This is a genomic window from Pseudomonas sp. IB20 (assembly GCF_009707325.1).
Taxonomy (GTDB): Bacteria; Pseudomonadota; Gammaproteobacteria; order Pseudomonadales; family Pseudomonadaceae; genus Aquipseudomonas.
On the sequence record NZ_CP046103.1, the window covers coordinates 3,152,562 to 3,177,657 of the forward strand.

The 25,096-nt window shown below is 61.4% G+C and carries 22 protein-coding genes and 1 pseudogene; 13 read left to right on the plus strand and 10 right to left on the minus strand.

The features are described 5' to 3' along the window. Positions 1–36 precede the first annotated feature (36 nt). Complete coding sequence (locus tag GJU48_RS14505) at positions 37–687, minus strand: GNAT family N-acetyltransferase (protein ID WP_094952537.1); 651 nt, start codon at positions 685–687, stop codon at positions 37–39. Between the two features lie 170 nt (positions 688–857). Here GJU48_RS14505 and xthA point away from each other — a divergent pair, with 170 nt between their 5' ends. Continuing rightward, positions 858–1,670 (plus strand): exodeoxyribonuclease III, encoded by an 813-nt coding sequence (gene xthA / locus GJU48_RS14510; protein ID WP_094952536.1) that lies wholly within the window; start codon positions 858–860, stop codon positions 1,668–1,670. A 116-nt stretch (positions 1,671–1,786) separates the two neighbouring features. Next, positions 1,787–3,115 carry a substrate-binding domain-containing protein gene (locus GJU48_RS14515; protein WP_094952535.1) on the plus strand — a complete coding sequence of 443 codons (1,329 nt, stop codon included), beginning with the start codon at positions 1,787–1,789 and terminating at the stop codon, positions 3,113–3,115. Between the two features lie 130 nt (positions 3,116–3,245). Here the strand turns inward: GJU48_RS14515 and GJU48_RS14520 are convergent, their stop codons facing one another. Beyond that, entirely contained in the window at positions 3,246–4,475 is a 1,230-nt protein-coding gene (locus tag GJU48_RS14520) for an acyl-CoA dehydrogenase (RefSeq protein ID WP_094952534.1), read from the minus strand. A 165-nt stretch (positions 4,476–4,640) separates the two neighbouring features. Between GJU48_RS14520 and GJU48_RS14525 the strand changes: the two genes are divergently transcribed. The 3 genes from GJU48_RS14525 to GJU48_RS14535 all read left to right on the plus strand — a co-directional run bounded on the left by GJU48_RS14525 (position 4,641) and on the right by GJU48_RS14535 (position 6,973). Then, the gene (locus GJU48_RS14525) at positions 4,641–5,576 is read left to right on the plus strand and encodes a LysR family transcriptional regulator (RefSeq protein WP_094952533.1); all 936 of its coding nucleotides are present in this window, start codon (positions 4,641–4,643) and stop codon (positions 5,574–5,576) included. An 88-nt stretch (positions 5,577–5,664) separates the two neighbouring features. Continuing rightward, positions 5,665–6,057: a MerR family transcriptional regulator gene (locus tag GJU48_RS14530; protein WP_094952532.1), complete on the plus strand. Its 393-nt coding sequence runs from the start codon at positions 5,665–5,667 to the stop codon at positions 6,055–6,057. Positions 6,058–6,073: 16 nt separating this feature from the next. Then, on the plus strand, positions 6,074–6,973 hold the full coding sequence (locus GJU48_RS14535) for a hydroxymethylglutaryl-CoA lyase (protein WP_094952540.1): 900 nt from the start codon (positions 6,074–6,076) through the stop codon (positions 6,971–6,973). Positions 6,974–7,861: 888 nt separating this feature from the next. Here the strand turns inward: GJU48_RS14535 and GJU48_RS25320 are convergent. Both GJU48_RS25320 and GJU48_RS14540 read right to left on the minus strand, forming a co-directional pair. After that, the gene (locus GJU48_RS25320; RefSeq protein WP_371923446.1) at positions 7,862–8,314 is read right to left on the minus strand and encodes an AMP-binding enzyme; all 453 of its coding nucleotides are present in this window, start codon (positions 8,312–8,314) and stop codon (positions 7,862–7,864) included. A 45-nt stretch (positions 8,315–8,359) separates the two neighbouring features. After that, positions 8,360–9,442: pseudogene (locus GJU48_RS14540) on the minus strand (AMP-binding protein); the annotation flags it as partial. Positions 9,443–9,592: 150 nt separating this feature from the next. Here GJU48_RS14540 and GJU48_RS14545 point away from each other — a divergent pair. From GJU48_RS14545 to GJU48_RS14560, 4 genes are read left to right on the plus strand one after another with little or no spacing between them, the layout of a single operon-like run. Next, the gene (locus GJU48_RS14545) at positions 9,593–10,756 is read left to right on the plus strand and encodes an isovaleryl-CoA dehydrogenase (protein WP_094952529.1); all 1,164 of its coding nucleotides are present in this window, start codon (positions 9,593–9,595) and stop codon (positions 10,754–10,756) included. A gap of 12 nt (positions 10,757–10,768) precedes the next feature. Continuing rightward, a complete protein-coding gene (locus GJU48_RS14550; protein ID WP_094952528.1) occupies positions 10,769–12,376 on the plus strand; it encodes a carboxyl transferase domain-containing protein in 1,608 nt (535 codons plus the stop codon). Between the two features lie 15 nt (positions 12,377–12,391). Continuing rightward, on the plus strand, positions 12,392–13,198 hold the full coding sequence (locus GJU48_RS14555) for a gamma-carboxygeranoyl-CoA hydratase (RefSeq protein ID WP_094952527.1): 807 nt from the start codon (positions 12,392–12,394) through the stop codon (positions 13,196–13,198). Beyond that, positions 13,195–15,120: an acetyl/propionyl/methylcrotonyl-CoA carboxylase subunit alpha gene (locus tag GJU48_RS14560; RefSeq protein ID WP_094952526.1), complete on the plus strand. Its 1,926-nt coding sequence runs from the start codon at positions 13,195–13,197 to the stop codon at positions 15,118–15,120. The genes GJU48_RS14555 and GJU48_RS14560 overlap by 4 nt, the downstream gene beginning before the upstream one ends. On the opposite strand, the gene GJU48_RS14565 is transcribed toward GJU48_RS14560, so the two are convergent. Further along, positions 15,117–15,752 carry a LexA family protein gene (locus tag GJU48_RS14565; RefSeq protein ID WP_094952525.1) on the minus strand — a complete coding sequence of 212 codons (636 nt, stop codon included), beginning with the start codon at positions 15,750–15,752 and terminating at the stop codon, positions 15,117–15,119. The genes GJU48_RS14560 and GJU48_RS14565 overlap by 4 nt on opposite strands. Before the next feature lie 130 nt (positions 15,753–15,882). Between GJU48_RS14565 and GJU48_RS14570 the strand changes: the two genes are divergently transcribed. Together GJU48_RS14570 and GJU48_RS14575 are read left to right on the plus strand one after the other, a co-directional pair. Continuing rightward, complete coding sequence (locus GJU48_RS14570; protein ID WP_094952524.1) at positions 15,883–16,233, plus strand: DUF6124 family protein; 351 nt, start codon at positions 15,883–15,885, stop codon at positions 16,231–16,233. Positions 16,234–16,697: 464 nt separating this feature from the next. Beyond that, entirely contained in the window at positions 16,698–17,849 is a 1,152-nt protein-coding gene (locus tag GJU48_RS14575) for a M14 family metallopeptidase (RefSeq protein ID WP_094952523.1), read from the plus strand. On the opposite strand, the gene GJU48_RS14580 is transcribed toward GJU48_RS14575, so the two are convergent. Together GJU48_RS14580 and GJU48_RS14585 are read right to left on the minus strand one after the other, a co-directional pair. Continuing rightward, positions 17,846–18,394, minus strand: coding sequence for a cytochrome b (locus tag GJU48_RS14580; RefSeq protein WP_155296028.1), 549 nt, complete (start codon positions 18,392–18,394; stop codon positions 17,846–17,848). The genes GJU48_RS14575 and GJU48_RS14580 overlap by 4 nt on opposite strands. Beyond that, positions 18,391–19,473: a catalase family peroxidase gene (locus tag GJU48_RS14585; protein ID WP_094953312.1), complete on the minus strand. Its 1,083-nt coding sequence runs from the start codon at positions 19,471–19,473 to the stop codon at positions 18,391–18,393. Before GJU48_RS14585 ends, GJU48_RS14580 begins: the two co-directional genes overlap by 4 nt. Before the next feature lie 145 nt (positions 19,474–19,618). On the opposite strand from GJU48_RS14585, the gene GJU48_RS14590 reads away from it, so the two are divergent. Together GJU48_RS14590 and GJU48_RS14595 are read left to right on the plus strand one after the other, a co-directional pair. After that, positions 19,619–20,125 (plus strand): sigma-70 family RNA polymerase sigma factor, encoded by a 507-nt coding sequence (locus tag GJU48_RS14590; RefSeq protein ID WP_094953320.1) that lies wholly within the window; start codon positions 19,619–19,621, stop codon positions 20,123–20,125. Further along, entirely contained in the window at positions 20,122–20,859 is a 738-nt protein-coding gene (locus tag GJU48_RS14595; protein WP_094953321.1) for an anti-sigma factor family protein, read from the plus strand. The genes GJU48_RS14590 and GJU48_RS14595 overlap by 4 nt, the downstream gene beginning before the upstream one ends. Here GJU48_RS14595 and GJU48_RS14600 read toward each other — a convergent pair. From GJU48_RS14600 to GJU48_RS14610, 3 genes are read right to left on the minus strand one after another with little or no spacing between them, the layout of a single operon-like run. After that, entirely contained in the window at positions 20,856–21,845 is a 990-nt protein-coding gene (locus tag GJU48_RS14600; protein ID WP_371917712.1) for a Csu type fimbrial protein, read from the minus strand. The two genes, GJU48_RS14595 and GJU48_RS14600, sit on opposite strands and share 4 nt — an antisense overlap. A 16-nt stretch (positions 21,846–21,861) precedes the next feature. After that, the gene (locus GJU48_RS14605) at positions 21,862–24,255 is read right to left on the minus strand and encodes a fimbria/pilus outer membrane usher protein (protein WP_094953322.1); all 2,394 of its coding nucleotides are present in this window, start codon (positions 24,253–24,255) and stop codon (positions 21,862–21,864) included. 41 nt (positions 24,256–24,296) lie between these two features. Continuing rightward, a complete protein-coding gene (locus GJU48_RS14610) occupies positions 24,297–25,082 on the minus strand; it encodes a fimbrial biogenesis chaperone (RefSeq protein WP_094953324.1) in 786 nt (261 codons plus the stop codon). Between the last annotated feature and the right edge of the window lie 14 nt (positions 25,083–25,096).

The window sequence follows — 25,096 nt, forward strand, 5'->3', positions numbered from 1 at the left end:
ACTCTTTGAACCCGGATTTATCTGAATAATTCTGTCTTAAGCTGTTGCAGCCTGTAACGCCTGGGGATTTGGGTGAAAAAACACATGTTCCAGGACGGGTCCTACGGCCACTTCACCGATTTCCTCATAGCCCTGGCGCTTATAGAAATCCAGGTAACGTGAGTTACCGGTATCGAGTACCACGCCGTTTGAATGCGGGTCTTCGGCGCACCAATTGTGCACGGCCTGCAACAGTTGCTCGCCGTAGTGTTTGCCCTGGAACTGCGGGTGAATGCCCAGTAGCGGCAACACATGCACCGACTCGCTCGGCAGGCACGCCAGCACTGCGTGATGGTAATCCAGGTAACGCCGCGTGCCGCGCACGCCGGTGCTCAGCCACATGCGCAATTGCCAGGCCCAGCTCTCGGTAATGCCCAGGCGCCGCTGCGGTGGCGCGATCAGGGCGATGCCGATCAGCCGGTCGGTGACGAACAGGCCGATGGCGGGAAGCTTTTGGAAAAAATGCTGCTTGACCAGTTCACGCACGGTGGCGCGAACCCGCTGTTCATAGCCTGCGCGTTCAGCTTCGAAGATGTAGGCCCATGTCGGCTCATGCCGATAGGCCTGGTAGAGCATGGAGCGCGCCTCGCGGGAATAGCCGCTGTTGAGCAGGCGAATCTCGGCAATGGCAGTCGAAGTGTCAGGCATACAGTGAATCTCCCTGGGCACCATTCAAAAAAGATGGCGTTCTTATGGGTACGAACCTACGCAGCACCAGTCGTTCCCAGACAGTAGCAGTGCATGCGCCCTACCGCCACGCTGGCTCCCGCCTGACTTGTCGGCTAGCATCGCCCTTTTGCCAGACTGGACTGCCGACCATGAAAATCGTCTCCTTCAATATCAACGGGCTGCGCGCCCGCCCCCATCAGCTGGCGGCGCTGATTGAAAAGCATCAACCCGACGTGATCGGCTTGCAGGAAACCAAGGTTCACGATGACCAGTTCCCGCTCGCCGAAGTGCAGGCTTTGGGCTATCACGTGTACTACCACGGGCAAAAAGGCCATTACGGCGTGGCCCTGCTTTCGCGCAAGCCGGCATTGAGCCTGCACAAAGGTTTTGCCACCGACGAAGAAGACGCTCAGCGCCGCTTTATCTGGGGCACCTTCGCCGATGAAAACGGCAACCCCGTGACCATCATGAACGGCTACTTCCCCCAGGGCGAAAGCCGCGACCACCCGACCAAGTTCCCGGCCAAGCAACGCTTCTACGAAGATTTGCAGCACCTGCTGGAAAGCCAGTTCAGCAATGACCAGCCATTGGTGGTGATGGGTGACATCAACATCTCCCCGCAAGATTGCGACATCGGCATCGGCGCCGACAACGCCAAGCGCTGGCTGAAAACCGGTAAGTGCAGCTTTTTGCCCGAGGAGCGCGAGTGGATGGCGCGCCTGAAAAACTGGGGCCTGGTGGACAGCTTCCGCCACCTCAACCCGGACGTGACTGACCGTTTCAGCTGGTTCGACTACCGCAGCCGGGGGTTTGAGGATGAGCCCAAGCGTGGGCTGCGCATTGACGTGATCATGGCGTCCAACGGCTTGCTGCCGCGGGTCAAGGATGCGGGCGTGGATTACGACTTGCGCGGTTTGGAAAAGCCGTCGGACCATGCGCCGATCTGGCTGGAATTGAGCTGACTCGACTCAATGTGGGAGCCAGCTCCCACCTTTGGGTTTGTTGTGCGCCAGTCACAATATTGAAATCCAATTGACTTAATCTCCCGGCACCCCCTTTGGCTTAAGAAGGTGCCGGCATGATGCTGCGCGTTCTGCTCCTGTTGATCCTGCCCCTGTGCGCAGTGGCTGCTCCCCTGCCCGTTCCCGACCAAGGCCCTGCTCTACGCATTCAGGGCTCCAACACCATTGGCGCAGCGCTCGGGCCCGCATTGGTCAAAGGCCTGATGGAACACCAGGGCCTGCAGGCAGTGCACAGCGAGCCTGGCGAAGGCGCCAATGAACAGCGGGTGATCGGCAAGACGCGCCAGGGCAAATCGGTGATTGTTGAGGTGGCCGCCCACGGCTCCAGCACCGGGTTTAGCGCGCTGAAAAAAGCCAGTGCCGACCTCGCCGCGTCTTCGCGCCCGATCAAGGACAACGAACTCGTAGACCTTGAACCCCTCGGCGACCTGAAAAGCCCAGAGGCCGAACAGGTGATCGCCATCGACGGCCTGGCCATCATCCTCCACCCGCGCAACCCGCTGGACACGCTGAACACCGAACAGCTGGCGCAGATCTTCAACGGTGAGATCAGCACCTGGGAGGCGCTCGGCGGGAGCGGCGGCGCCATTCATTTATATGCGCGCGATGATCAATCCGGCACCTACGACACCTTCAAGGAACTGGTGCTGCGCCTGCGCGGCAAGCCCCTGGCCGGGTCGGCCAAACGTTTCGAGTCCAGCGAAGCCTTGTCCGATGCCGTGAGCCATGACCCTCAAGGCATTGGGTTTATCGGCCTGCCATCGGTGCGCGAGGCCAAGGCGGTAGCCATTGTCGATGGCGACTCTCAGCCCATGTTGCCCGTGACCCGCCTGATTGCTACCGAAGATTACCCGCTGTCACGCCGGCTGTACTTTTACCTGCCGCCGTCGGGGCGTAATCCTTGGGCCAAGGCACTCGTGGACTTCACCCAAAGCAGTAAGGGCCAGGCGATTGTGGCAGCCAATGGCTTTATTGCGCAGCAAGTGCAGGCGATCAGCGTGGCGTCGCGCCCCTCAATGCCCGAGGATTATCAAGCCATCGCCCGTGACGCCCAGCGTTTGACCGTGAACTTTCGTTTCGAGGAAGGCAGTGCAAGCCTGGACAACAAGGCGCGCCAGGATTTGCAGCGGGTGGTGGCGTATATCAACAGCCACGGCAAGCTCGACAAGCAGGTCACGCTGGTGGGGTTTGGCGATGCCAAGAGTGATCCGCAGCGCGCGGCGCTGTTGTCGAAGTTGCGGGCGATGGCGGTGCGGCGTGAACTGGTCAAGAGCGGTGTGGTGCTGCGTGATATACGCGGGTTGGGTGCGCAGATGCCGGTGGCGGCGAATACGGCGGATGAGGGGCGGATCAAGAATCGACGGGTGGAGGTTTGGGTGTACTGACCCCTGGGTTGTGTGTTGTAAACACTGGCCTCATCGCGGGCAAGCCCGGCTCCCACAGTTGACCGAGTTGTTCTGGAGAACACGGGCAACTGTGGGAGTCGGGCTTGCCCACGATGGGGACAACTCGGTCTTACTGCCCGCCGCGCATCAGTTCTTTAGGCACATACTTGCCAATCTCAAACTTGCCAATCGCCGCACGGTGCACTTCATCCGGGCCGTCGGCCAGGCGCAAGGTGCGTTGCATGGCATACATGTAGGCCAGCGGAAAATCGTTGGAAACCCCAGCGCCGCCATGAATCTGGATCGCGCGGTCGATCACTTTCAACGCCACGTTCGGCGCCACCACCTTGATCTGGGCGATTTCGCTTTTCGCGACTTTGTTACCGACGGTGTCCATCATGTACGCCGCCTTCAACGTCAGCAGGCGCGCCATGTCGATTTCCATCCGTGAGTCGGCGATCTTGTCGATATTGCCGCCCAGGCGCGCCAATGGTTGGCCGAACGCGGTACGGCTGACGGAGCGTTTGCACATCAATTCCAGCGCACGCTCGGCCATGCCGACGGAGCGCATGCAGTGGTGGATACGGCCAGGGCCAAGGCGGCCCTGGGCAATTTCAAAGCCGCGACCTTCACCGAGCAAGACGTTTTCGTAGGGCACGCGCACATTGTCGAACAGCACTTCGGCGTGGCCGTGGGGTGCGTCGTCGTAGCCGAATACCGGCAGTGGGCGGACGATTTTCACGCCTGGGGCATCCACCGGCACCAGAATCATCGAGTGCTGCTGGTGACGTGGCGCATCCGGGTTGCTCAGGCCCATGAAGATCAAGATTTTGCAGCGCGGGTCGCAGGCGCCGGAGGTCCACCATTTTTTGCCGTTGATCACCCATTCGTCGCCCTGGCGCTCGGCGCGGGCGGCCATGTTGGTGGCGTCTGAGGACGCGACGTCTGGTTCGGTCATGGCGAACGCCGAGCGGATCTCGCCGCGCAGCAGCGGTTCCAGCCAACGTTGTTTCTGTTCGGCGTTGGCGTAGCGCACCAGCACTTCCATGTTGCCGGTGTCGGGTGCGGAGCAGTTGAACGGCTCCGGGCCCAACAAGGAGCGGCCCATGATTTCGGCCAGCGGCGCGTATTCAAGGTTGGTCAGGCCGGCGCCCAGTTCGGATTCGGGCAGGAACAGGTTCCACAGGCCTTCAGCTTTTGCCTTGGCTTTCAGCTCCTCCATGATGGCGGTGGGCTGCCAGCGGTCGCCTTCGCTGACCTGGCGTTCGAACACCGGCTCGGCCGGGTAAACGTACGTGTCCATGAACGCAGTGACACGTTCACGCAGTTCCTGAACCTTGGGCGAATAGGCGAAATCCATGAGCAGCTCCCTTCTCTGAGAGGTTGTTTAGGTCATGCAATCGATGCTAGAACAGCGCTGATAATTTACCTAGCCTATTCTCGGCGTGTATTAACATTCATCACCGATATATGATCGGCGCCTGAGCACTTAACAATCGCTACCTAACAATAAGAGCGCAACGACATGAACCTGAGCAAGGTCGACCTCAACCTGTTTATCGTCTTCGACGCGATCTACACCGAAGCCAACCTGACCCGCGCCGGGCAGATTGTCGGTATCACCCAGCCGGCGGTGTCCAACGCCCTGGCGCGCTTGCGCGAGACCTTCAACGACCCGCTGTTCGTGCGCACCGCCCAAGGCATGGTGCCCACGCCCATGGCGCAGAACATCATCGGCCCAGTGCGCAATGCGTTGTCGTTGTTGCGGGTGTCGGTGCAGGAAAGCCGGATTTTCAACCCGCAACAGGCGGCCAAGACCTACCGCATCAGCATGACCGACCTCACCGAAGCGGTGATTTTACCGCTGCTGTTCCAGCGCCTGCGCCGCCTGGCGCCGACCGTGGTGATCGAGAGTTTCCTGTCCAAACGCCGCGAAACCACCAAGGAGTTGGCCGCCGGGCGCCTGGACTTTGCCGTGGATGCGCCGCTGAACACGGACCCGCAAGTGCGCCACGTCAAGCTGATGGAAGACCGCTACGTGTGCGCCATGCGCAAGGGCCACCCGATGGCGGGCAAGGACAAGTTCAGCCTGGATGACTACCTGTCGCTGACCCACATCCATATCTCCAGCCGCCGTAACGGCCTGGGCCACGTCGACCTGGCCCTGGGCAAGATGGGCATCCAACGCAAGATCGCCCTGCGCTCCCAGCATTACCTGATGGCCTCGCAAGTGTTGCAGCAGACCGACATGGTCATGACCGTGCCTGAGCGTTTCGCCCGCCGTCATGAGTTGCATTGGTTCAACCTGCCGGTTAACGATGTACCGCCCGTGGAAACCCACCTGTACTGGCACGAAAGCACCGACCAGGACCCGGCCAACCGTTGGATGCGTGAGCAGATGATTGAGTTGTGCCAGCAGGTGACGGCACATGAAAAGAAACTCGACAAGCTGCAAGCCTGAACAGCTTTTGTGGCGACCCCAGGCTATTTGCTTGACGTTTACGTCAACCTGACATTAGCTTAGCGCCAAGACCTTCTTGAGCGCCCCCATGAGCACGACCTACAGCATCTCCGACCTCGCCCGCGAGCTCGACATCACCACCCGCGCCATTCGCTTCTATGAAGAACAAGGCCTGCTGGCCCCGGAACGCCGGGGCCAGGAGCGCATTTACTCGGCGCGGGACAAGGTCAGCCTCAAGCTGATCCTGCGCGGCAAGCGCATCGGGTTTTCCCTGGCCGAATGCCGCGAGCTGATCGAACTCTACGACCCCACCAGCGGCAACCACATCCAGCTCAACAGCATGCTCGCCAAGATCGCCGAGCGCCGTGAGCAGCTTGAGCAACAGTTGCTGGATATCGAACAGATGAAACTGGAACTGGACACCGCCGAAGAGCGCTGCACCCAGGCCCTGGCGCAGACCATGAGCCAGGTTGGCCATTAACCAGAAGGTAGCCTTCATGTCCCTCCCCTCACACGTACGCTTGGTGGAAGTAGGCCCGCGCGACGGTTTGCAGAACGAAGCCCAGCCCATCAGCGTGGCCGACAAGGTCCAGTTGGTGGATGCCCTGACCGACGCAGGCTTGAGCTATATCGAAGTTGGCAGTTTTGTCTCGCCCAAATGGGTGCCGCAAATGGCCGGGTCGGCCGAGGTGTTTGCGCAGATCCAGCGCAAGCCCGGCGTAACCTACGGCGCGCTGGCGCCGAACCTGCGCGGTTTTGAAGACGCGCTGGCTGCCGGCGTGAAGGAAGTCGCGGTGTTCGCGGCGGCGTCCGAGGCGTTTTCCCAGCGCAATATCAACTGCTCGATCAGCGAAAGCCTGGCGCGTTTTGCGCCGATCATGGCGGCAGCCAAACAGCATGGCATCAGCGTGCGTGGTTATGTGTCGTGTGTGTTGGGTTGCCCTTACGAAGGTGACATCGCCCCCGAACAGGTCGCGGCGGTCGCGCGCGAGCTGTATGCCATGGGCTGTTATGAGGTGTCCTTGGGCGACACCATCGGCACCGGCACGGCGGGCGCCACACGGCGGCTGTTTGAAGTGGTCGGCGCGCAGGTGCCACGGGACAAGCTGGCCGGGCACTTCCACGACACGTACGGCCAGGCGATTGCGAATATCTACGCCAGCCTGCTCGAAGGGGTCCAAGTGTTCGACAGCTCTATCGCAGGCCTCGGCGGTTGCCCTTACGCCAAGGGCGCCAGCGGTAACGTCGCCACCGAGGATGTGGTGTACCTGCTCAATGGCCTGGGTATCGACACCGGTATCGACCTGGAGCAATTGATGCGCGCGGGCCAGCAAATCAGCAACGTGCTCGGCCGACCTACCGGGTCGCGCGTCGCGAAGGCGCGTAACGCCCGTTGAGTAGCATCGCTGTGACAATGTGTTACCGCACGCTTACGTAACGAGTAACACGGGAACATATTTTGTCTGATTTGCCGTGTGCCATTGCCCATCAAAAAATCAAACCATTGATTTTAAAGGACTTTTAAAAGTTGGCACGGCTTCTGCTATCTCTATTGCATAACAAGAATAAAAAGCGCCAAACCTAATAAAAATAAGACGAAACGACTCTGACATAACAAAAACAACACGGCAGAGACGCAGTTAACAGATTTTTTTGGAGAAGATGTGCTTCGCAGGGTACGGCATGCCGAAACCCGCAACCGGTTAGAGAAAAATAAAACTACCTCAGGTAGCTACCCACTGGTTGGATCGATAACGAAGAAGCAGATCAGCGTTCAAAAAAATACGTTTGCTCTTGACCCCGGATGGGGGTCGCCAAAAACAGCGGTAAAGGGTAACGGTTGCCAAAAACAACAATAGACCGCCCCTCAATAATAAGAAAAGAGCACGCAACGACAAATTAAAGGGGACCTTCGGGTCCCCTTTGTGCTTTCTGACGCTTAAGGAATCAGACCTGAGCCACTTGCGCTGCGTCGTGTGTGCCCAGCACCTGACGCGTCAATGCCTTGAGTGCGATTCTCTCCTGCACGTTTCGCGCAGAGCTAAGCGCCTGCAATTGTTTCTCGAAGAAACCGCTCTGCATCGCATCATCCACCAGTATGTCATCGCGTTGCTTGCCGAGCAGCGTGGGTTTATTGGAGTACTTTCATTTTGTTCAAGGCATGCCATGTGGCGAACTCTAATTAACCGTTTGAACGGTCAATATGTGACATTCGAGCGCCAGCGAAGGGGTATATAAAGACCGTCAGCCCTGCCGGAAATAAGCGGGCCAAGGCTGACAATTCATCAGGAACGGTGAGGCCTGTAGTCTTCGATACTGATCTCACGCATGCGAAACTTCTGGACCTTGCCGGTTACCGTCATCGGAAACTCGTCCACGAACTTGAAATACTTGGGCGTCTTGAAGTGCGCAATGCGGCCCTTGCACCAGGTTTGCAGCTCCAGTTCGTTGGCCACATGGCCGGGATGGAACTTGACCCAAGCGACGATCTCTTCACCGTAACGCGTATCCGGAATACCGATGATCTGCACATCGGCCACCGCCGGGTGAGTGAAGAAAAACTCTTCCAGCTCACGCGGGTACACGTTTTCGCCGCCGCGAATAATCATGTCTTTGTTGCGCCCGGCGATGCACACGTAGCCGTGCTCATCCATGGTCGCCAGGTCACCGGTGTGCATCCAGCCGGCGTCGTCGATGGCGTCGCGGGTGCCTTCGGGGTTGTTCCAGTAGCCGAGCATCACGCTGTAGCCACGGGTGCACAGCTCGCCTATTTCACCACGCGCAACCGTATTGCCATCGGTGTCGATGATCTTGTTTTCCAACTGCGGCTGGGTGCGACCGACGGTGGTGACGCGGCGTTCCAAGTCGTCATTCGCGCCGGTCTGCAGTGACACCGGGCTGGTTTCGGTCATGCCGTAGGCAATCTGCACCTCGCCCATGTGCACTCGGATGACCGGCGCATATTCATGGGCATGCCCGGCCATGATGCCGGTGCGCAGTCGCAGTCGATCACCGGCCGGTGATCGAGCAGGCGATAAACATGGTCGGCACACCGTACAGCGTGGCTCTTCGGCGACGGTAGTAAGGGGTCGAAGCCGTCATGGGTAAATCATGGTGGTGCCGTGGGTGATGCAGCCGAGGTTGCCCATGACCATGCCGAAGCAGTGATACAGCGGCACCGGGATCACCACGGTCCTGCGGAGCCCAGGCTTTCGCCACCATGTAGCCGTTTTAGATGTTGTTGCTGAGGGTGGCGCCCTTGGGGAACCGGTGGTGCCGGAGGTGTACTGGATGTTGACGGCTTGATCGAAGTGCAGGCTGGCCTGGCGGCTGTGCAGTTGTTCGGGCGGGACGCCGGCGCCGAGGGCCACCAGCTGCGACCAGGGCAAAAATCCCGTGGGCGGGCTGGGGTCGAGGCTGATCATGGCGCGCAGGTCAGGGTTCAGCGCCTGCAACATGGCGTGGTAATCGGAGCCCTTGAACGACCCGGCGCACACCAGCCATTGGCAGCCGGATTGCTTGAGCACGTAGTCCAATTCACTGGTGCGGTAGGCCGGGTTGATATTGACCAGGATCACGCCGAGCTTGGCGCTGGCGATCTGGCTGATGCACCACTCGGCGCAATTGGGCGCCCAGATACCCAGGCGGTCGCCGGTTTGCATGCCCAGGGCCAGGAACGCACGGGCGTGCAAATCAACCGTCGCGGCCAGTTGCCGCCAGGTGTAGCGACATTGCTGATGGCGTACCACCAAGGCTTCGCCATCGGCATGTTGCGCAACGGTGTGATCGAAGGCCTGGCCAATGGTCATCGCCAGCAAGGTCTTGTCCTGAGCGCCACGGCTGTAGCTCTGATTCGGTTGATCCATAACGACCCCTGTTGTCTTTTTTGTAGGTTGACGTAAACGTAAACTACGATTGACAGCGCCGTAACGCAAGCTTACGTTAACGTAAAGGTGAGCGCCCTTCCCTGGCGCGCTCCCCACACAACAACAAAGCTCACATTAAGGTGCCTGTCCATGAGTTACCCGTCCCTGAACTTCGCCCTCGGTGAAACCATCGACATGCTGCGCGACCAGGTGCAGTCCTTCGTGGCCAAGGAAATTGCCCCGCGCGCAGCCCAGATCGACAGCGACAACCTGTTCCCCGCCGATATGTGGCAAAAGTTCGGTGACATGGGTTTGCTGGGCATTACGGTGCCGGAAGAGTACGGCGGCGCTGGCCTGGGTTACTTGGCCCACGTAGTGGCTCTCGAAGAAATCAGCCGAGGGTCGGCCTCGGTAGGCTTGTCTTATGGCGCCCACTCCAACCTGTGCGTCAACCAGATCAACCGCAACGGCAGCCACGAACAGAAGCTCAAATACCTGCCCAAGCTGATCAGCGGCGAACACATCGGCGCCCTCGCCATGAGCGAGCCGAATGCCGGCTCCGACGTGGTCTCAATGAAATTGCGCGCCGACAAACGCGGCGACCACTACGTGCTCAATGGCAGCAAGACCTGGATCACCAACGGCCCCGACGCCAACACCTACGTGATCTACGCCAAGACCGACCTGGAAAAAGGCCCTCACGGCATCACCGCGTTTATCGTCGAGCGCGATTGGAAAGGTTTCAGCCGCAGCACCAAGTTCGACAAGCTCGGCATGCGCGGCTCCAACACCTGCGAGCTGTTTTTCGATGACGTTGAAGTGCCCGAAGCAAACATCCTCGGCGCGCTGAATGGCGGCGTGAAAGTGCTGATGAGCGGCCTGGACTACGAACGCGTGGTGCTGGCCGGCGGCCCGATCGGCATCATGCAGGCGTGCATGGACCTGATCGTGCCGTACATCCACGACCGTAAGCAGTTCGGCCAGAGCATCGGCGAATTCCAGCTGATCCAGGGCAAAGTCGCCGACATGTACACCCAACTCAACGCCTGCCGCGCCTACCTCTACGCAGTGGCCCAGGCGTGCGAGCGCGGTGAGACCACACGCAAGGATGCGGCTGGGGTGATCCTGTTCAGTTCCGAGCGCGCCACGCAAATGGCCCTCGACGCGATCCAGATTCTGGGCGGCAACGGCTACATCAACGAATTCCCCGCCGGCCGCCTGCTGCGTGACGCCAAGCTGTATGAAATCGGCGCCGGCACCAGTGAGATTCGGCGGATGCTGATCGGTCGCGAACTCTTCAACGAAACCCGCTGAAGGAGCGCGCCCATGGCCACCTTGCACACCCAGCTCAACCCGCGCTCGGCAGAATTTGCCGACAACAGCGCGGCGATGCGCCTACAGGTCGACGCCCTGCACACCCTGCTCGCCCACGTGCAGCAAGGCGGCGGCGCCAAGGCTCAGGAACGCCACACGTCACGCGGCAAACTGCTGCCTCGCGAGCGAATCAATCGCCTGCTCGACCCCGGCTCGCCATTCCTCGAACTCAGCCAATTGGCCGCGTATCAGGTGTATGGCGAAGATGTACCCGCTGCCGGAGTGATCGCCGGGATCGGCCGCGTGGAAGGCGTCGAATGCATGATTGTCGCCAACGACGCCACAGTTAAAGGCGGCTCGTACTACCCGCTCACGGTGAAAAAACACCTGCGCGCGCAGACCATCGCCGAGCAGAACCGCTTGCCGTGCATCTATCTGGTCGACTCCGGTGGCGCCAACTTGCCGCGTCAGGACGAAGTGTTTCCTGACCGTGAGCACTTCGGGCGGATCTTCTTCAACCAGGCCAACATGAGCGCCCAGGGCATCCCGCAGATCGCCGTAGTGATGGGCTCGTGCACCGCAGGTGGCGCGTATGTGCCGGCCATGGCCGACGAGGCGATCATGGTGCGCAACCAGGCCACGATCTTTCTCGCAGGCCCGCCGCTGGTGAAAGCGGCGACCGGCGAAGTGGTCAGCGCCGAAGACCTGGGCGGCGCCGATGTGCACTGCAAGATCTCCGGCGTGGCCGACTACTATGCCGACAGCGACGAACATGCCCTGGCCCTGGCCCGACGCAGCGTGGCCAACCTCAACTGGCGCAAGCAAGGCGAGCTGCTGCAACGCACACCGGTAGCGCCGCTGTACAGCAGCGAAGAGCTTTACGGGGTGATCCCGGCCGACGCCAAGCAGCCATTCGATGTGCGTGAAGTGATCGCGCGGCTGGTCGACGGCTCGGTGTTTGATGAGTTCAAGGCGCTGTTTGGGACCACGCTGGTGTGTGGTTTTGCGCACTTGCACGGCTACCCGATTGCGATCCTGGGCAACAACGGCATTCTGTTCGCCGAAGCCGCGCAAAAAGGCGCGCACTTTATCGAGCTGGCCTGCCAGCGCGGGATTCCCCTGCTGTTCCTGCAAAACATCACCGGCTTTATGGTCGGCCAGAAGTACGAAGCCGGCGGCATCGCCAAGCACGGCGCCAAGCTGGTGACCGCCGTGGCCTGCGCCAAGGTACCGAAATTCACGGTGATCATTGGTGGCAGTTTTGGAGCCGGTAACTACGGCATGTGCGGCCGCGCCTACGACCCGCGCTTTTTGTGGATGTGGCCGAACGCGCGCATCGGCGTGATGGGCGCCGAACAGGCGGCCGGCGTGCTGGTGCAGGTCAAGCGTGAGCAGGCCGAACGTGCCGGCGCACACTTCAGCGCCGAGGAAGAAACCGCGATCAAGCAGCCGATCCTCGACCAGTATGAAACCCAGGGCCACCCCTACTACTCCAGCGCACGCTTGTGGGATGACGGTGTCATCGACCCGCAGCAGACCCGTGACGTGCTGGCCCTGGCCTTGTCCGCCGCGTTGAATGCCCCCATCGAGCCGAGCCGCTTCGGCGTGTTCCGCATGTAAATGGAGCCGTACCCCATGAGCGATTTCAACACCCTCGAACTGATCACCGACAGCCGTGGCTTTGCCACGCTGTGGCTCAGTCGTGAAGCCAAGAACAACGCGTTCAACGCCGAGATGATCCGCGAACTGATCATCGCCCTCGACCACGTGCAGGGCGATCCGTCTCTACGTTTTCTGGTGCTGCGCGCACGCGGCAAACACTTCAGCGCCGGTGCTGACCTGGCGTGGATGCAGCAATCCGCCGAGCTGGACTACCACACCAACCTGGACGACGCCCGCGAGCTGGCGGAGCTGATGTACAACCTGGCCAAGCTGAAAATCCCGACCCTGGCGGTGGTGCAAGGCGCCGCCTACGGTGGCGCGTTGGGTTTGATCAGTTGCTGTGACATGGCGATTGGCGCGGATGACGCGCAGTTCTGTCTGTCGGAAGTGCGCATTGGCCTGGCACCGGCGGTGATCAGCCCGTTCGTGGTGCAGGCGATCGGCGAGCGCGCCGCGCGGCGTTATGCGCTGACCGCCGAACGCTTTGGCGGCCAACGTGCGCGGGACATCGGCCTGCTGGCGGAAAGTTACCCGGCCAGCGAGCTGGACCAACAGGTCGAACACTGGATCGCCAACCTGCTGCTCAACAGCCCGGCGGCGATGCGCGCCAGCAAGGACCTGCTGCGTGAAGTGGGCAACGGCGCCCTCACCCCGGCCCTGCGCCGCTATTGCGAAAACGCCATCGCGCGGATTCGCGTCAGCGCCGAGGGCCAGGAAGGCCTGCGCGCCTTCCTGCAAAAACGCCCGCCCAGCTGGCAATCGCAGGAGCCGCGTTCATGAGCACACTGACCACCGTACTGGTGGCCAACCGCGGCGAAATCGCCTGCCGCGTGATGCGCACCGCCAAGGCCATGGGCCTGACCACCGTGGCCGTGCACAGCGCCATCGACCGCGATGCGCGCCACAGCCGCGAGGCGGATATCCGTGTCGACCTGGGTGGCAGCAAAGCCTCCGAGAGCTACCTGCAGATCGACAAGCTGATTGCCGCCGCCCAGGCCAGCGGCGCTCAGGCGATCCATCCGGGGTATGGTTTTTTGTCGGAAAACGCCGGCTTTGCACGCGCGATTGAAGCGGCCGGTTTGATTTTCCTCGGCCCACCCGCCTCGGCCATCGATGCCATGGGCAGCAAATCGGCGGCCAAGTCGTTGATGGAAAAAGCCGGTGTTCCGCTGGTGCCGGGTTATCACGGCGAAGCCCAGGACCTGGAAACCTTCCGCGCCGCCTGCGAGCGTATCGGCTACCCAGTGCTGCTTAAGGCCACGGCCGGCGGTGGTGGCAAGGGCATGAAAGTGGTCGAGGACGTCAGCCAACTGGCCGAAGCCTTGGCGTCGGCCCAGCGTGAAGCCCTGTCGTCCTTCGGCAACGAACAGATGCTGGTGGAGAAATACCTGCTCAAACCGCGCCATGTGGAAATCCAGGTGTTTGCCGACCAGCACGGCCACTGCTTGTACCTGAATGAGCGCGATTGCTCGATTCAGCGTCGCCATCAAAAAGTCGTGGAAGAAGCACCGGCGCCCGGCCTAAGTGTTGAACAGCGCAAAGCCATGGGCGAAGCCGCGGTGCGCGCGGCCCAGGCCATCGGTTATGTCGGCGCGGGCACAGTGGAGTTCTTGCTGGACGCGCGCGGCGAGTTTTTCTTTATGGAGATGAACACGCGGCTGCAGGTGGAGCATCCAGTGACCGAGGCGATTACCGGGCTCGACCTGGTCGCCTGGCAGATCCGTGTCGCCCAAGGCGAGCCGCTGCCGATCACGCAAGAACAGGTGCCACTGATCGGTCATGCCATTGAAGTGCGCTTGTATGCCGAAGACCCGGCCAATGATTTCCTGCCGGCCACCGGGCATCTGGCGCTGTACCGCGAATCTGCGCCGGGCCCGGGCCGTCGTGTGGACAGCGGCGTAGAGCAAGGCGACGACGTTTCGCCGTTCTACGACCCAATGCTCGGCAAGTTGATTGCCTGGGGCGAAGACCGTGAACAGGCGCGCCTGCGGTTGTTGAGCATGCTCGATGAGTTTGCCGTCGGCGGGCTCAAGACCAACCTGGGCTTTTTGCGGCGCATCATCGGCCATCCGGCCTTTGCGGCGGCTGAACTGGACACCGGGTTTATCCCGCGCTATCAGGAGGAGCTGTTGCCGGTGCCGGGGGAATTGAGCGATGAGTTCTGGCAGGCGGCGGGCGCTGCGTTTATGCAGAGTTTGCCGCCCGGCAGTGGGCCGTGGGCGGACACGCGGGGTTTTCGCGCGGGGCTGCCTGCCGAGGTATCGCTGCATTTGAGCTGCGCGGGGCAGGATCGGCTGGTGACGTTGAAAGGCGCCGCCGCGCAACTGCAAGGCGAGCAGTTGGTGATCGAACACGACGGCGTGCGTCGCACCCATCTGGCGGTGCGCGGCGCAGCTAGCGTGTACCTGCGTTGGGACGGCGAAATGCTGGCGGTGAGCCTGTTCGATCCAATTGCAGCGGTCGAGGCCAACCAATCCCATCAGGGTGGCCTCACGGCGCCGATGAACGGCAGCATCGTGCGGGTGCTGGTGGAAGTCGGCCAGGCGGTCGAAGCCGGTGCGCAGTTGGTGGTGCTTGAGGCGATGAAGATGGAGCACAGCATCCGCGCGCCCCAGGCCGGGGTGGTCAAGGCACTGTTCTGCCTGGAAGGCGAAATGGTTGCCGAAGGCAGCGCCTTGGTCGAGCTTGAAACGGCGAACTAAAACTTCGCGGTGGCTTGCACGACAACGCCGAGGATTCGGCAATCGTCGCTGAACAGTAGCTTGGGGTAAGTGGGGTTGAGCGGCACCAGGTAAAGCTGGCCGCTCTCTTCCAGCAACTGGCGAAAGGTCGCCTGGGTGCTATCGGCCCATTGGGCGACCACCAGTTTGCCGGGTTCGGCGTCAATGGCCGGGTCCACCAGGATCATCATGCCAGCGCCAATGCTCAGGCCGCTGGGGGCCGTCATGGCGTCGCCCGTCACCGGCAGCCAGAACGCTTCGCCGCGGGCGTGGTAATCCGTCAATTCGAAACGCGCCGCACCGTAGGTCGGGCGCTCTTCACGTATTTCGCAGACGCCTTTCCAGTCGCTGACCGGGTAGCGGAAATACGGGTTGTAGTGGTGTTCCAAGGCTGGCGCGTCAATGGCTTTCTCGCGGATTTCCAACGCAACTTCCAGGTACTCAAGGCCTAACTCAGCGAGCACCCGGTTCATATCCGCCAGGCTCGGCACGCGGCGCTTGTTGAGCCAATGGCCGACACCGCCCTGGGACATGCCCAAGCGTTCGGCCAGTTCATCCTGCGTGACCTTGCGGTCTTTCATGTTGGCTTTGACCAACGCTATCCAGTTATCCATGGGCCGTGACAATACGTTGCGTACTTGCCAGAACAATAAACAGTTTGTAGTAATCCATCAAATGACATAAATACGATTCGTACTATTATCAGGTACAGGTTTTCGACATCCACTCAGAGTACCTACCCTCATGATGACCAGCCCGTATCCCCTGCCCGACACACCTGAATCCGACGAACTGTTGGTGATGCGCAACAGCGGCGCTGCCCAGCGCGCACTCGACTATTACTTGAAAGAGAATGTGTCAGCACCGATCCCTGATGACATATTTTTCGACATCAATCCCGGCATCAGCCATGAAGACGCGTTGGTTCACGCGTCCGACCTGCTGCGCAGCGCGGCGGCAGCGGCCTACGAATCGGCAAGCAGCCGCCAGGGCAACCAGCGGGATCTGGCGTTTTCGGTGGTGTATTTGATTGATATGGCAAAGGCGATGGTGGAGCAGACGTTGCAGGCACCAGCCGGTCAGGCGAGCGCCTGACAGGTATGCAGCAAAAATATTTCTATCTCACGGATAAAAACATTTGACTTGCAAATGATAATGATTATTATTGGACCCAGCTGATCGCGAGATCAGTCGATAGACCAAGGGACCTTAGGTCGGACTCTTGGAATATCTCCTCATCAGGCTAATCACGGTTTTTGACCCGGCTCTTTGGCCGGGTCTTTTTTTTGCCAGTTTCCCTGGCATGGCTTCAGGCTAATGAAGACTGTGTGTTGCTCGATGGCGCGCATGGTAGCAAAAGACTATCGCCAAAAGAAGGCCGGGCGAACGCTCTAACCCGGATCTTTGCGAAATAGCGCTTGAGAATCAATCTCATAGACTCTAAGCTGCTGCGGCGTCAAGGACGACGCCCCCTCCCCTCTGCAACAATTTTGCATCAGAATTTAGCCTCACTCCTTGTAAGATATCCGCCACAACTCTCATATTCAGGCAACCAGACTATGACCGTGGCCTTGACCTCCATTAAGATCAGCACCGACTTCGACAGCGGCAATATCCAGGTCCTGGATGCCAGCGATGCCTATCAGTTGCTGCTGGCGATCAAACCGGATACCCGCAGCGCGCATTTCCAATGGTTCCACTTCAAGGCCGAAGGCATGCACGTGGGCCACACCCACACCTTTCGCCTGAGCAATGCGAGCCAGTCCTCTTATAAAAACGCTTGGAGCGGCTACAACGCCGTGGCGTCCTACGACCATATCAACTGGTTCCGCGTGCCCACGCGCTTTGATGGCGAAACCTTGCACATCAGCCTGGAGACCCGTGAAAAACAAGCCTGGATCGCCTACTTCGAACCCTACAGCCGTGAGCGTCACGACTGGCTGATCGACCAGGCCTTAAACCGCGCCGGCACGCAATTGCTCGCAACCGGCAAAAGCGCCGAAGGCCGTGACATCCAACTGCTGCGCCGCGGCAAAGGTGGCGAAGGCCAGCGCAAGGTCTGGATCATCGCCCAGCAACACCCCGGTGAACACATGGCCGAATGGTTTATGGAAGGCATCATCGAACGCCTGCAGCAGGACGGTGACGACGAGCTGAAAAAGCTCCTGGCCGTCGCTGACCTGTACTTGATACCCAACATGAACCCCGACGGCGCCTTCCACGGCCACTTGCGCACCAACGCCGTGGGCCAGGACCTCAACCGTGCCTGGCAGAGCGCCAGCCAGGAGATCAGCCCGGAAGTACTGTTCGCCCAACAGCAGATGGAAGAGTACGGCGTTGACCTGTTCCTCGATATCCACGGCGACGAAGAAATCCCCTACGTGTTCACCGCCGGCTGCGAAGGCAACCCGGGCTACACCCCGCGTCTGGAAGCGCTGGAAAAGCACTTCCGCGGCCACTTAAGCGCACTGACCCGTGACTTCCAGACTACCCATGGATACGCCCGTGACCTGCCGGGCGAGGCTAATCTGACCCTGGCCTGCAATGCGGTCGGTGAGAAGTACGACTGCCTGTCGCTGACCCTGGAGATGCCGTTCAAGGACAACGACGACGCGCCCAACCTGAAAACCGGTTGGTCGGGTGAGCGCTCGAAACAGCTGGGCAAGGATGTGTTGAGCACGGTTGCTGATATTGTGGATGTCTTGCGCTAAGCGTTGCCGACGATGGCGACCTGGGTGCTCTGCAACACCCCATCCCGGCGTATCAACCCATGAAACAACGCCGCCGCCAAGTGCACCAACACCGTCAAAAACAGCAAATAAGCCAAATACCCATGAGCCTTGCGCAACACCGCAAACAGCGGCGCATTCGCTCCCAGCAACGCCGGTAACTGCACCGAGCTGCTGAGCATCACCGGGTCCCCGGCCGCCGAAATCATCGCCCAACCCAGCAGCGGCAACACCAGCATCAGCGCGTACAACAGCACATGGGACGCCTTGGCTGCCAGCACTTGCCACAACGGCAAATCAGCAGGCAGCGGCGGTTGCCGGGTAGAAAAACGCACCACCAACCGCACAATCACCAGCGCCAGAATCGCAATGCCCAGCGGCTTGTGCAGGTGAATCAGCCACTCATGACGCTCCGACACAGACGCCGCCATGCCCGCACCGATAAACAGCATGGCGATGACCATCAATGCCATCAGCCAATGCAGCAGGCGGGCCAGCGGCGCAAAATAGCCTGGTTGAACATTCATGGCTTTGACTCCTGAGGGGCGCTGTGCAGCGGGCTGACTTCGCCGGCGCGGCGTAAGTACGAACTGGCATAGGCGGCCGAACGTGCGGCCAGCAGTGGGTCGTCAGAGGCTTGGATACCACTGGGTAAAATCAGCGGGTCAAAGTTGATATCGCGGCAATCGCCGTCCGCTTGCGGCTGGCTGCTTTGCAGCACCAGCGTGCCGGCGTTCAGCACTTTGTGTTCGCCGGCCCAGGTTTTGCTCGCATCGTCCAGCGGGTCGCCGGGGTTGGCCAGGGTCATGTTCAACTGCCAACGCAGTGGCCCTGAAGCCAGGCGCTGTACCAAGTCTTTTTCGAGGAAATCACCGCCCGACGGCGCGGTATCACCTGCCGCATCCTGGCTTTGTGGCACCACGCCCCAGCGCACCGCCTGGCGCTTGCCATCAGCGCTCACCAGGTAGAAGGCATTGATGCCGTTGTAGGTTTCTGTCACATAACTGGCCGACGGCTTGGCCGTCTTGACCCACGCCAGGAACGGCGCCGTCTCCGGGTGCGCGGCAAAAAACGCCGGCATGCTCGCTGGGTTCGGCTTGCCGGTGGCCGGGTCTGGCGCGCCGGCCTTGAGCATTTGGTAGAACGCCTCAGGCGTGCCCACCGGGAACACCGGCATGCTGTTCATCCCCGTACGCCACTGCTGGCCGTTGGCCTGGCTGAATTGCACGGCGAAACTGCGGATCGGCACACTGCTGTCCGGCGCGTAAGGGTTGCCGCTGGGCAAGGCAAATCGGCCGATCACCGGGGTTTTCGCTTCGCTGAACACCTGGGCACTCGAGTACGCACGTGCCTCGGGACTGCTCTGGAAGTAACCGGCCACACACACGCCCTTGGCATGGTTACGTCGCAAGCCCGGGTGCAGGCCGTTATTGGTTTCCAGGGCATTGACCAGGGTTTTGGGGCGCAGGCGCTGTGGGTCGAGCGTGCCGTTGACGTAGGCAAACGCCCCAGCAACAACCGCTACTACCCCGCCAATACACGCCAGCCTGACAAGCAAACTGGCGGTACTGAGTGGCGCACGTGGCGGCGATGAGTGATCTACCATGCAAAACTCCAGGGCACGTGGCCGAAAGGAAAATGAACTATGAGACGAGTCCCACGTACTATCGCGCAACATTCGTACTGCTGTTGATGGAATAAGCTACGTCGGCCAGCGTCTTCCTCTGCACAATCGCTCAGAACCCACGCCCATGCACGAGCTCGACGAACAGTTACGTGAACTCATTCCCAGGATGCGGCGCTTTGCCGTGTCCCTGACGCGTAACGCCAGCAGCGCTGACGACTTGGTGCAGGCGACCCTGGAACGGGCGATCATCCGTTGGGCCGACAAACGCATCGAGGGCGACTTGCGCGCCTGGCTGTTCTCGATCCTCTACCGGCAGTTCCTCGACGCCCACCGTCGCAGCCGGCGCTACGCACGCATGCTCGAATTCTTCACTGGCCGTGACGACGCGCAACCTTCGGTGGAGCGCACGGTGATGGCCCAATCGGCCTTGCAAGCCTTCGACCAACTCAACACCGAACAGCGCGCCCTGCTGCTCTGGGTGTCGGTCGAAGGCTTAAGCTACAAGGAGGTTGCCGTTATCCTTGAGGTACCCGTCGGCACCGTAATGTCGCGCCTGTCCCGGGCGCGCCAGGCCTTGCGTCAACTCAGCGATGGCGAAATCGCCAGCCCTTCCCTGCGGATACTCAAATGATCAGCCTGCCCCCCAGCGAACGCGATTTGCATGCCTACGTCGATCACCAACTGCTGGAGAGCGATCGTCGCGTGCTTGAAAGCTACTTGGCGGCCCACCCCGACGTCGCGGCCCAGGTGCATGCCTGGCAACAGGATGCGCACCTGCTGCGCGCGGCATTAAGCGGGGCCTTGCAGCAACCGGCCAACCCCGCGCTGGACCCGACGCTGATTCGCCAGCGCATCAAGCATCAGTCGCGCCGCCATTTGGCTAGCGCCGCCGTGCTACTGATCGCTGTCAGCCTCGGCGGTTTGGGCGGCTGGCATGCCCGCGAGGCCACCCAGCCGCCGATGTTGCCGATGGCCGACGCGATGCAAGCGTTCCGCCTGTTTGCCCAGGACGGCATCATGCCCGCCGATTACAACGCCCAGGACAGCGGCACCATGCAGGCCTGGCTCGACCGTTACTTCAGCCAGGCGCACCGCCTGCCCGACTTGAGCCCGTCGGGGTTCAAACCGGTCAGCGGGCGTTTGCTCACCACTGAGCAAGGCGCTGCCGCCATGGTGCTGTACGAAGACCCGCAAGGGCGGCGCATGAGTTTCTATATCCGCCCACCCGGCCCGGAGAACGGTTTTCTGCCGCGCGGCAGCCGCAGTGCCGATGGCTTGCAGGCCGAATACTGGTCCGGCAGTGGCTACAACTACGCGATGGTCAGCCCCGAGGGTCAGTCGACCGCGCAGACGATGAAGTTCTAAAAGCCCACGTCCAGCACCACGTTGTCGATGTAGGTGCCGCCCGGCGGCGTGGCCTGGTCGGTGTAGACCTTGGCGTTGTAGTTGAACACCTGGCTGCCGGTGCCCAAGCCATTGCCAGGGTTGACCTCGGCCGTGGAGCTGGCCCGCCGCGCCGCGCCCACACTGCCCCAGCGCGTGGTGCCGGCGCTCTTGAAGATGTCGTACGCGAGCACATTACTCCCGGACACCATCTGCCGGCGGCCGCCTACACTCACCGGGTTCTGCCCGTCGCTGAGGCCAACGGTGTAGGCGCTGCCCTTGGTGCAGGCGACGCTGACCTGCCCACTGACGGTGGAAAATGCACTGACCACCGGGGCGCTGCCGAACGCGATCGGCGGCGTGGTGATCTGGCAGTCATTGACCACAGTCATGCTCACGGTCAGCGTAGTCGTGCCGTTGTTGATCTCGCGGCCCGCGCAGATCCCGCCAATGCCAATGCCCGAGCAGTAGTTCCAGTTCCAGAAGATACTCAGGGTTTCGCTGTACACACCCGCAGCCACGTTACTGCCGATGGTGGTGGCGAAATACAGCGGTACAACTTTGGTGCCGGGCCCGAATACCAGGCCAAGGGACGCGGCAATGCCGCCACTGCCGCCAAAATCGAACGCGGTGCCACGTGTCATCGGGAATGCGCTGGTGTTGTTGGCGTAGACCGTATAGTTGATGACATCCCCGGTTGGCCCGACCAAACCGCCTTGTGACGAGCCGGTAACAGTCGCGTAGAAATGGTCATTGGAGGTCAAGACCGACAGCAGCGCCGGCGTGCAGCTCAAGCCACCGTTAGTGGTCGAACTGGGCTGGGAGGTGATGCGCACGGTCATCGAACTCACCGTCGTGCCAAAACTGGCCGGCACGGTGGTGACCACCGAGCACACGGCCTGCACCTGCGCCGACACACCCAAGCTCGCCAACAGCAGCCACCGCAACAGCCATTCCTTGACCCGCACACGCACACTCCTTATGTCATTGGCACACCAGTGGCCCGATCAGCGGCACCTGCTCCTGCGTGGTATCCAGCTCGAACCTGGCCTGACAGGTCTGGCCGTCGCCGACCGTGACCTGCAAGGTGTTATGCGCCGCCAGGTTTTCCAGGTAGACCAGGCCGTCCCAGCCGACCACCGCCAGTGCGCCGCTTTGCGCGTGGCGCACCTGGCTGCCCAGGGGCAAGTCCTGATGCTGGGCATCCACCAAAGTGATGCTCGCGGCCAGCACCCGGCGTACCGGGAACGCCAGCAAATAGCCGCTGCCCCGGCGCACGGCAACGCGTTGCTCGACGTTGGGCACTTGCACGTTGGAGGGCAGGTTCAGCGGGTCGATTTCGTATTTGGCGCGGTAGTAGGCGCTGGTCCATGGCACCAGCAGGTGGCCGTTGCGGTCGGTCTCGCCGACCACCTGGTTCTCGTAGCGCACCGGCACGCCACCCACGCCATCGGTGCTGACCACCACAAACGCATCGTCGACACGGTTGGCGGCGAACACGTGGTTGTCCATCCACACCAGCGAGCCGCTGGCATCGGCCCAACGGGTTTGCGCGTCGCTGTTGCCGTATGCGCCCACCTGCAATTGCACCGACTGCAAGCGCCAGGTCAGGTCGGCCTGGCGATACGCCGGCCCATCACCGCTGGCGTAACCGAGGTTAAAGCCCACCCCGCCCTCGGCCGGTACCGCACGGCTGTAGTTGACCCGCTGCTGGCTCTGCCCGGTTTTGCTGCGCTCACTGCCCACGCTGAGGCTGCCGTACACGTCGAACGGCACCACCACTTGCGCTTGCACCGCCCAACTGCTGTCGCCGACCTCATGGTTGGCCGACAGGTAAAAACTGCTGTTGCGCCACAGTGCTTTGCTCCAGGTCATATTCACCAGGCGCGTGCGCGAGTCATCCGCCGCCTGCACATCAAAATAGCCCACGCCCAGGCTGCCGAAATCATTTAGGTTCACGCTCACCGTGGCTTGCTGGCTGCGCTTGCTGAGGCTGGCATAGGGCGTGTCGACCAGGCTCAGGTCCGCGTACGCGTCACGCCGCTCCACCCGCTGGTAAGACAGGCTGTAACGCGGGTTGCTGTATTGGTAACCCAGGCTCAGTTGCTGGCCGGTGCGGCCGTCGAACTGACTTTGGCTGACGGCGGTGTTGAGCACACCGAAGTTACCCACGCGCAGGTTGCCGCCCACACCGCCCAAGGCCAGGTCACCCGAGGCTTCGGCGTGGCTTTCCAGAGTGAACGCGTCCGACAGCCCATAACGAAAGGTGCCGCTGGCCACGCCGGGCCCATAGCCGAAATCGCGCACGGTGTAATCGCGGCGCAGGTTACCGGCGGCCACCGAGAAGTCCGATAAGCCCTTCTGCAGCAGGGTGCTGGTGACATAGAACGGCACCGTGGTCGACACCTGCCGGCCGAGGGCGTCGGTGGTCACCACCACCGCCTCCCCCGCGCCGTTAATAAACGGCACGTTGGTCAGCGTGTACGGCCCCGGCTGCAGGTTGGCACTGCTGGATTTGTAACCGTTGATAAACAGGTCCACCGACGACGGCACCGCCGCCTCCCCGGCAAACTGTGGCAACGGGTAGGTGACCAGATCCGGGCGCACGCCAAAGTCCCGCGACACCTGCACCCCGCCCAGGCGCACCGACGTGCTCCAGGGCAACGCGCCACTGATCACGTCGCCCGCTTCATAGGTCAACAGGCGCTCGTCGTCGGAAAACCGCCAGGTGGTGTCATAGCGCCGATAGCCATTGTCCAGGCTGCTGCCGAGCGTTTCCCGGCCGAGGGTGGTGCGGTACTGGCCAGTGTTGGACAACGTGCCCCACGTATCGAACAGCCTGACTTCGTTGAAGATGCCAAGGTAGGTGCCCGCATCATCGGTGTCATTGAGGTAGGCGTCATAATTGAGCAGCGCGCCGAAACTGGTCAGCGCCTGGGTGCGCGGGTAGTTGTTGCGGTTGCCGATAAACTGCTCCGGCAACCAGGCAGGCGGCACCGTGAGCACCAGGCGCTGGCCCTGGCTGTCGTAATCGGTGTGCAGGCCTGGCAGGTTTTCCAGCGCGACCTCGGTGGGCACTTCACCCGGCAGCCTCATACCCGTTTCCTGCAACACCGAAGCCTGCAAAAACAGCTGCCCAGCGCGCTGATTAACGGCGACCACGCGGCCGGTGTCCCGCTGGTTGACCACCAGTTCCAGGAACAACTGTGCATCGGCAACAGCCTCCATACTGTTGGGAGGGGGCGGCAATGGAGCCGCCACGCCCGGTGCCGCAAGCACCAGGCCCGACAGGCCACTCACCACCCACACCAATCGCCATAGACATCGAGCCCTCTTGTGGCTCACCAAGGCTTTGTGTCCTTCAATGGACATCTCCATCCGCTAACACCCGGGGCTACTCCCTGCCCTATCGCACTGTTTTATCGACCCGGTGCGAGGCTCTCCAATTGCGTTGCGCCATTGACGCGGACCTGCAACGGCTGATCAGCCGGCAACCCGTCCGGCACCGGCCAGCGCATGGTCGCGCCCGGCAGCACATAGCCCATCAAGCCTTCCACCAGGGGCCGAGATTGGCCGCCCTGCTTGAACGTGGCATCGGTCAAGCGCGCGTGGACGGCGCCCTGGTTGCGCATTTCGACGTAATTACGCCCACCCACGCTGACTTTTTTCCAGCTCAGGTCCGGCTTGCCGGCCCCCTTTGGGTCGCGGTCGCGGGTGCCGTCGACCTTGCTCCAAAGGCCTGGGCCATAGGCAAACAACGGCACCGAATAACGCATCTGGAACCGCACCGCGGCGGCGGTCTTGCCATCGGCAGGGGCTGCGGGGGGCGTGGCCGATGGGATCTCATCGATGATGATGCGATAGGCCAATTCCTGGCCCGGCGGCACGTCCTTGGTGCGGGTCAAACGCACCAACTGTTTCTGCCCCGGCTCGATTTTCGCCACCGACGGGCTGCCAATTACGTCGCGCTGGTTCTGGTACTGCTCATCGAAGCCGCTCTGGGTCCAGGCAAACACACGGATTTGCAGGTTGGCGGTCTCCGTGCCGCGGTTTTCCAGCCACAGTGCGCTGGCCTGTTGATCGGCCTCCAGCACCGGATCAATCGGCCAGATCAGCACCGAGCTGGCCGCCTGGGCCTGCCCTGCCGTCAACGCCAATAACGCGCTCACACCCGCTGCCCACCCAAGCCGGGAAGCTGCATACATAAGTCTCACTCCTC

Excerpts from the sequence above, each read along its gene's own strand:
- GJU48_RS14505 (WP_094952537.1), bottom strand. The coding sequence starts at position 687 with ATGCCTGACACTTCGACTGCCATTGCCGAGATTCGCCTGCTCAACAGC.
- xthA (WP_094952536.1), top strand. The coding sequence starts at position 858 with ATGAAAATCGTCTCCTTCAATATCAACGGGCTGCGCGCCCGCCCCCAT.
- GJU48_RS14515 (WP_094952535.1), top strand. The coding sequence starts at position 1,787 with ATGATGCTGCGCGTTCTGCTCCTGTTGATCCTGCCCCTGTGCGCAGTG.
- GJU48_RS14520 (WP_094952534.1), bottom strand. The coding sequence starts at position 4,475 with ATGGATTTCGCCTATTCGCCCAAGGTTCAGGAACTGCGTGAACGTGTC.
- GJU48_RS14525 (WP_094952533.1), top strand. The coding sequence starts at position 4,641 with ATGAACCTGAGCAAGGTCGACCTCAACCTGTTTATCGTCTTCGACGCG.
- GJU48_RS14530 (WP_094952532.1), top strand. The coding sequence starts at position 5,665 with ATGAGCACGACCTACAGCATCTCCGACCTCGCCCGCGAGCTCGACATC.
- GJU48_RS14535 (WP_094952540.1), top strand. The coding sequence starts at position 6,074 with ATGTCCCTCCCCTCACACGTACGCTTGGTGGAAGTAGGCCCGCGCGAC.
- GJU48_RS25320 (WP_371923446.1), bottom strand. The coding sequence starts at position 8,314 with ATGCTCGGCTACTGGAACAACCCCGAAGGCACCCGCGACGCCATCGAC.
- GJU48_RS14545 (WP_094952529.1), top strand. The coding sequence starts at position 9,593 with ATGAGTTACCCGTCCCTGAACTTCGCCCTCGGTGAAACCATCGACATG.
- GJU48_RS14550 (WP_094952528.1), top strand. The coding sequence starts at position 10,769 with ATGGCCACCTTGCACACCCAGCTCAACCCGCGCTCGGCAGAATTTGCC.
- GJU48_RS14555 (WP_094952527.1), top strand. The coding sequence starts at position 12,392 with ATGAGCGATTTCAACACCCTCGAACTGATCACCGACAGCCGTGGCTTT.
- GJU48_RS14560 (WP_094952526.1), top strand. The coding sequence starts at position 13,195 with ATGAGCACACTGACCACCGTACTGGTGGCCAACCGCGGCGAAATCGCC.
- GJU48_RS14565 (WP_094952525.1), bottom strand. The coding sequence starts at position 15,752 with ATGGATAACTGGATAGCGTTGGTCAAAGCCAACATGAAAGACCGCAAG.
- GJU48_RS14570 (WP_094952524.1), top strand. The coding sequence starts at position 15,883 with ATGATGACCAGCCCGTATCCCCTGCCCGACACACCTGAATCCGACGAA.
- GJU48_RS14575 (WP_094952523.1), top strand. The coding sequence starts at position 16,698 with ATGACCGTGGCCTTGACCTCCATTAAGATCAGCACCGACTTCGACAGC.
- GJU48_RS14580 (WP_155296028.1), bottom strand. The coding sequence starts at position 18,394 with ATGAATGTTCAACCAGGCTATTTTGCGCCGCTGGCCCGCCTGCTGCAT.
- GJU48_RS14585 (WP_094953312.1), bottom strand. The coding sequence starts at position 19,473 with ATGGTAGATCACTCATCGCCGCCACGTGCGCCACTCAGTACCGCCAGT.
- GJU48_RS14590 (WP_094953320.1), top strand. The coding sequence starts at position 19,619 with ATGCACGAGCTCGACGAACAGTTACGTGAACTCATTCCCAGGATGCGG.
- GJU48_RS14595 (WP_094953321.1), top strand. The coding sequence starts at position 20,122 with ATGATCAGCCTGCCCCCCAGCGAACGCGATTTGCATGCCTACGTCGAT.
- GJU48_RS14605 (WP_094953322.1), bottom strand. The coding sequence starts at position 24,255 with ATGGAGATGTCCATTGAAGGACACAAAGCCTTGGTGAGCCACAAGAGG.
- GJU48_RS14610 (WP_094953324.1), bottom strand. The coding sequence starts at position 25,082 with ATGTATGCAGCTTCCCGGCTTGGGTGGGCAGCGGGTGTGAGCGCGTTA.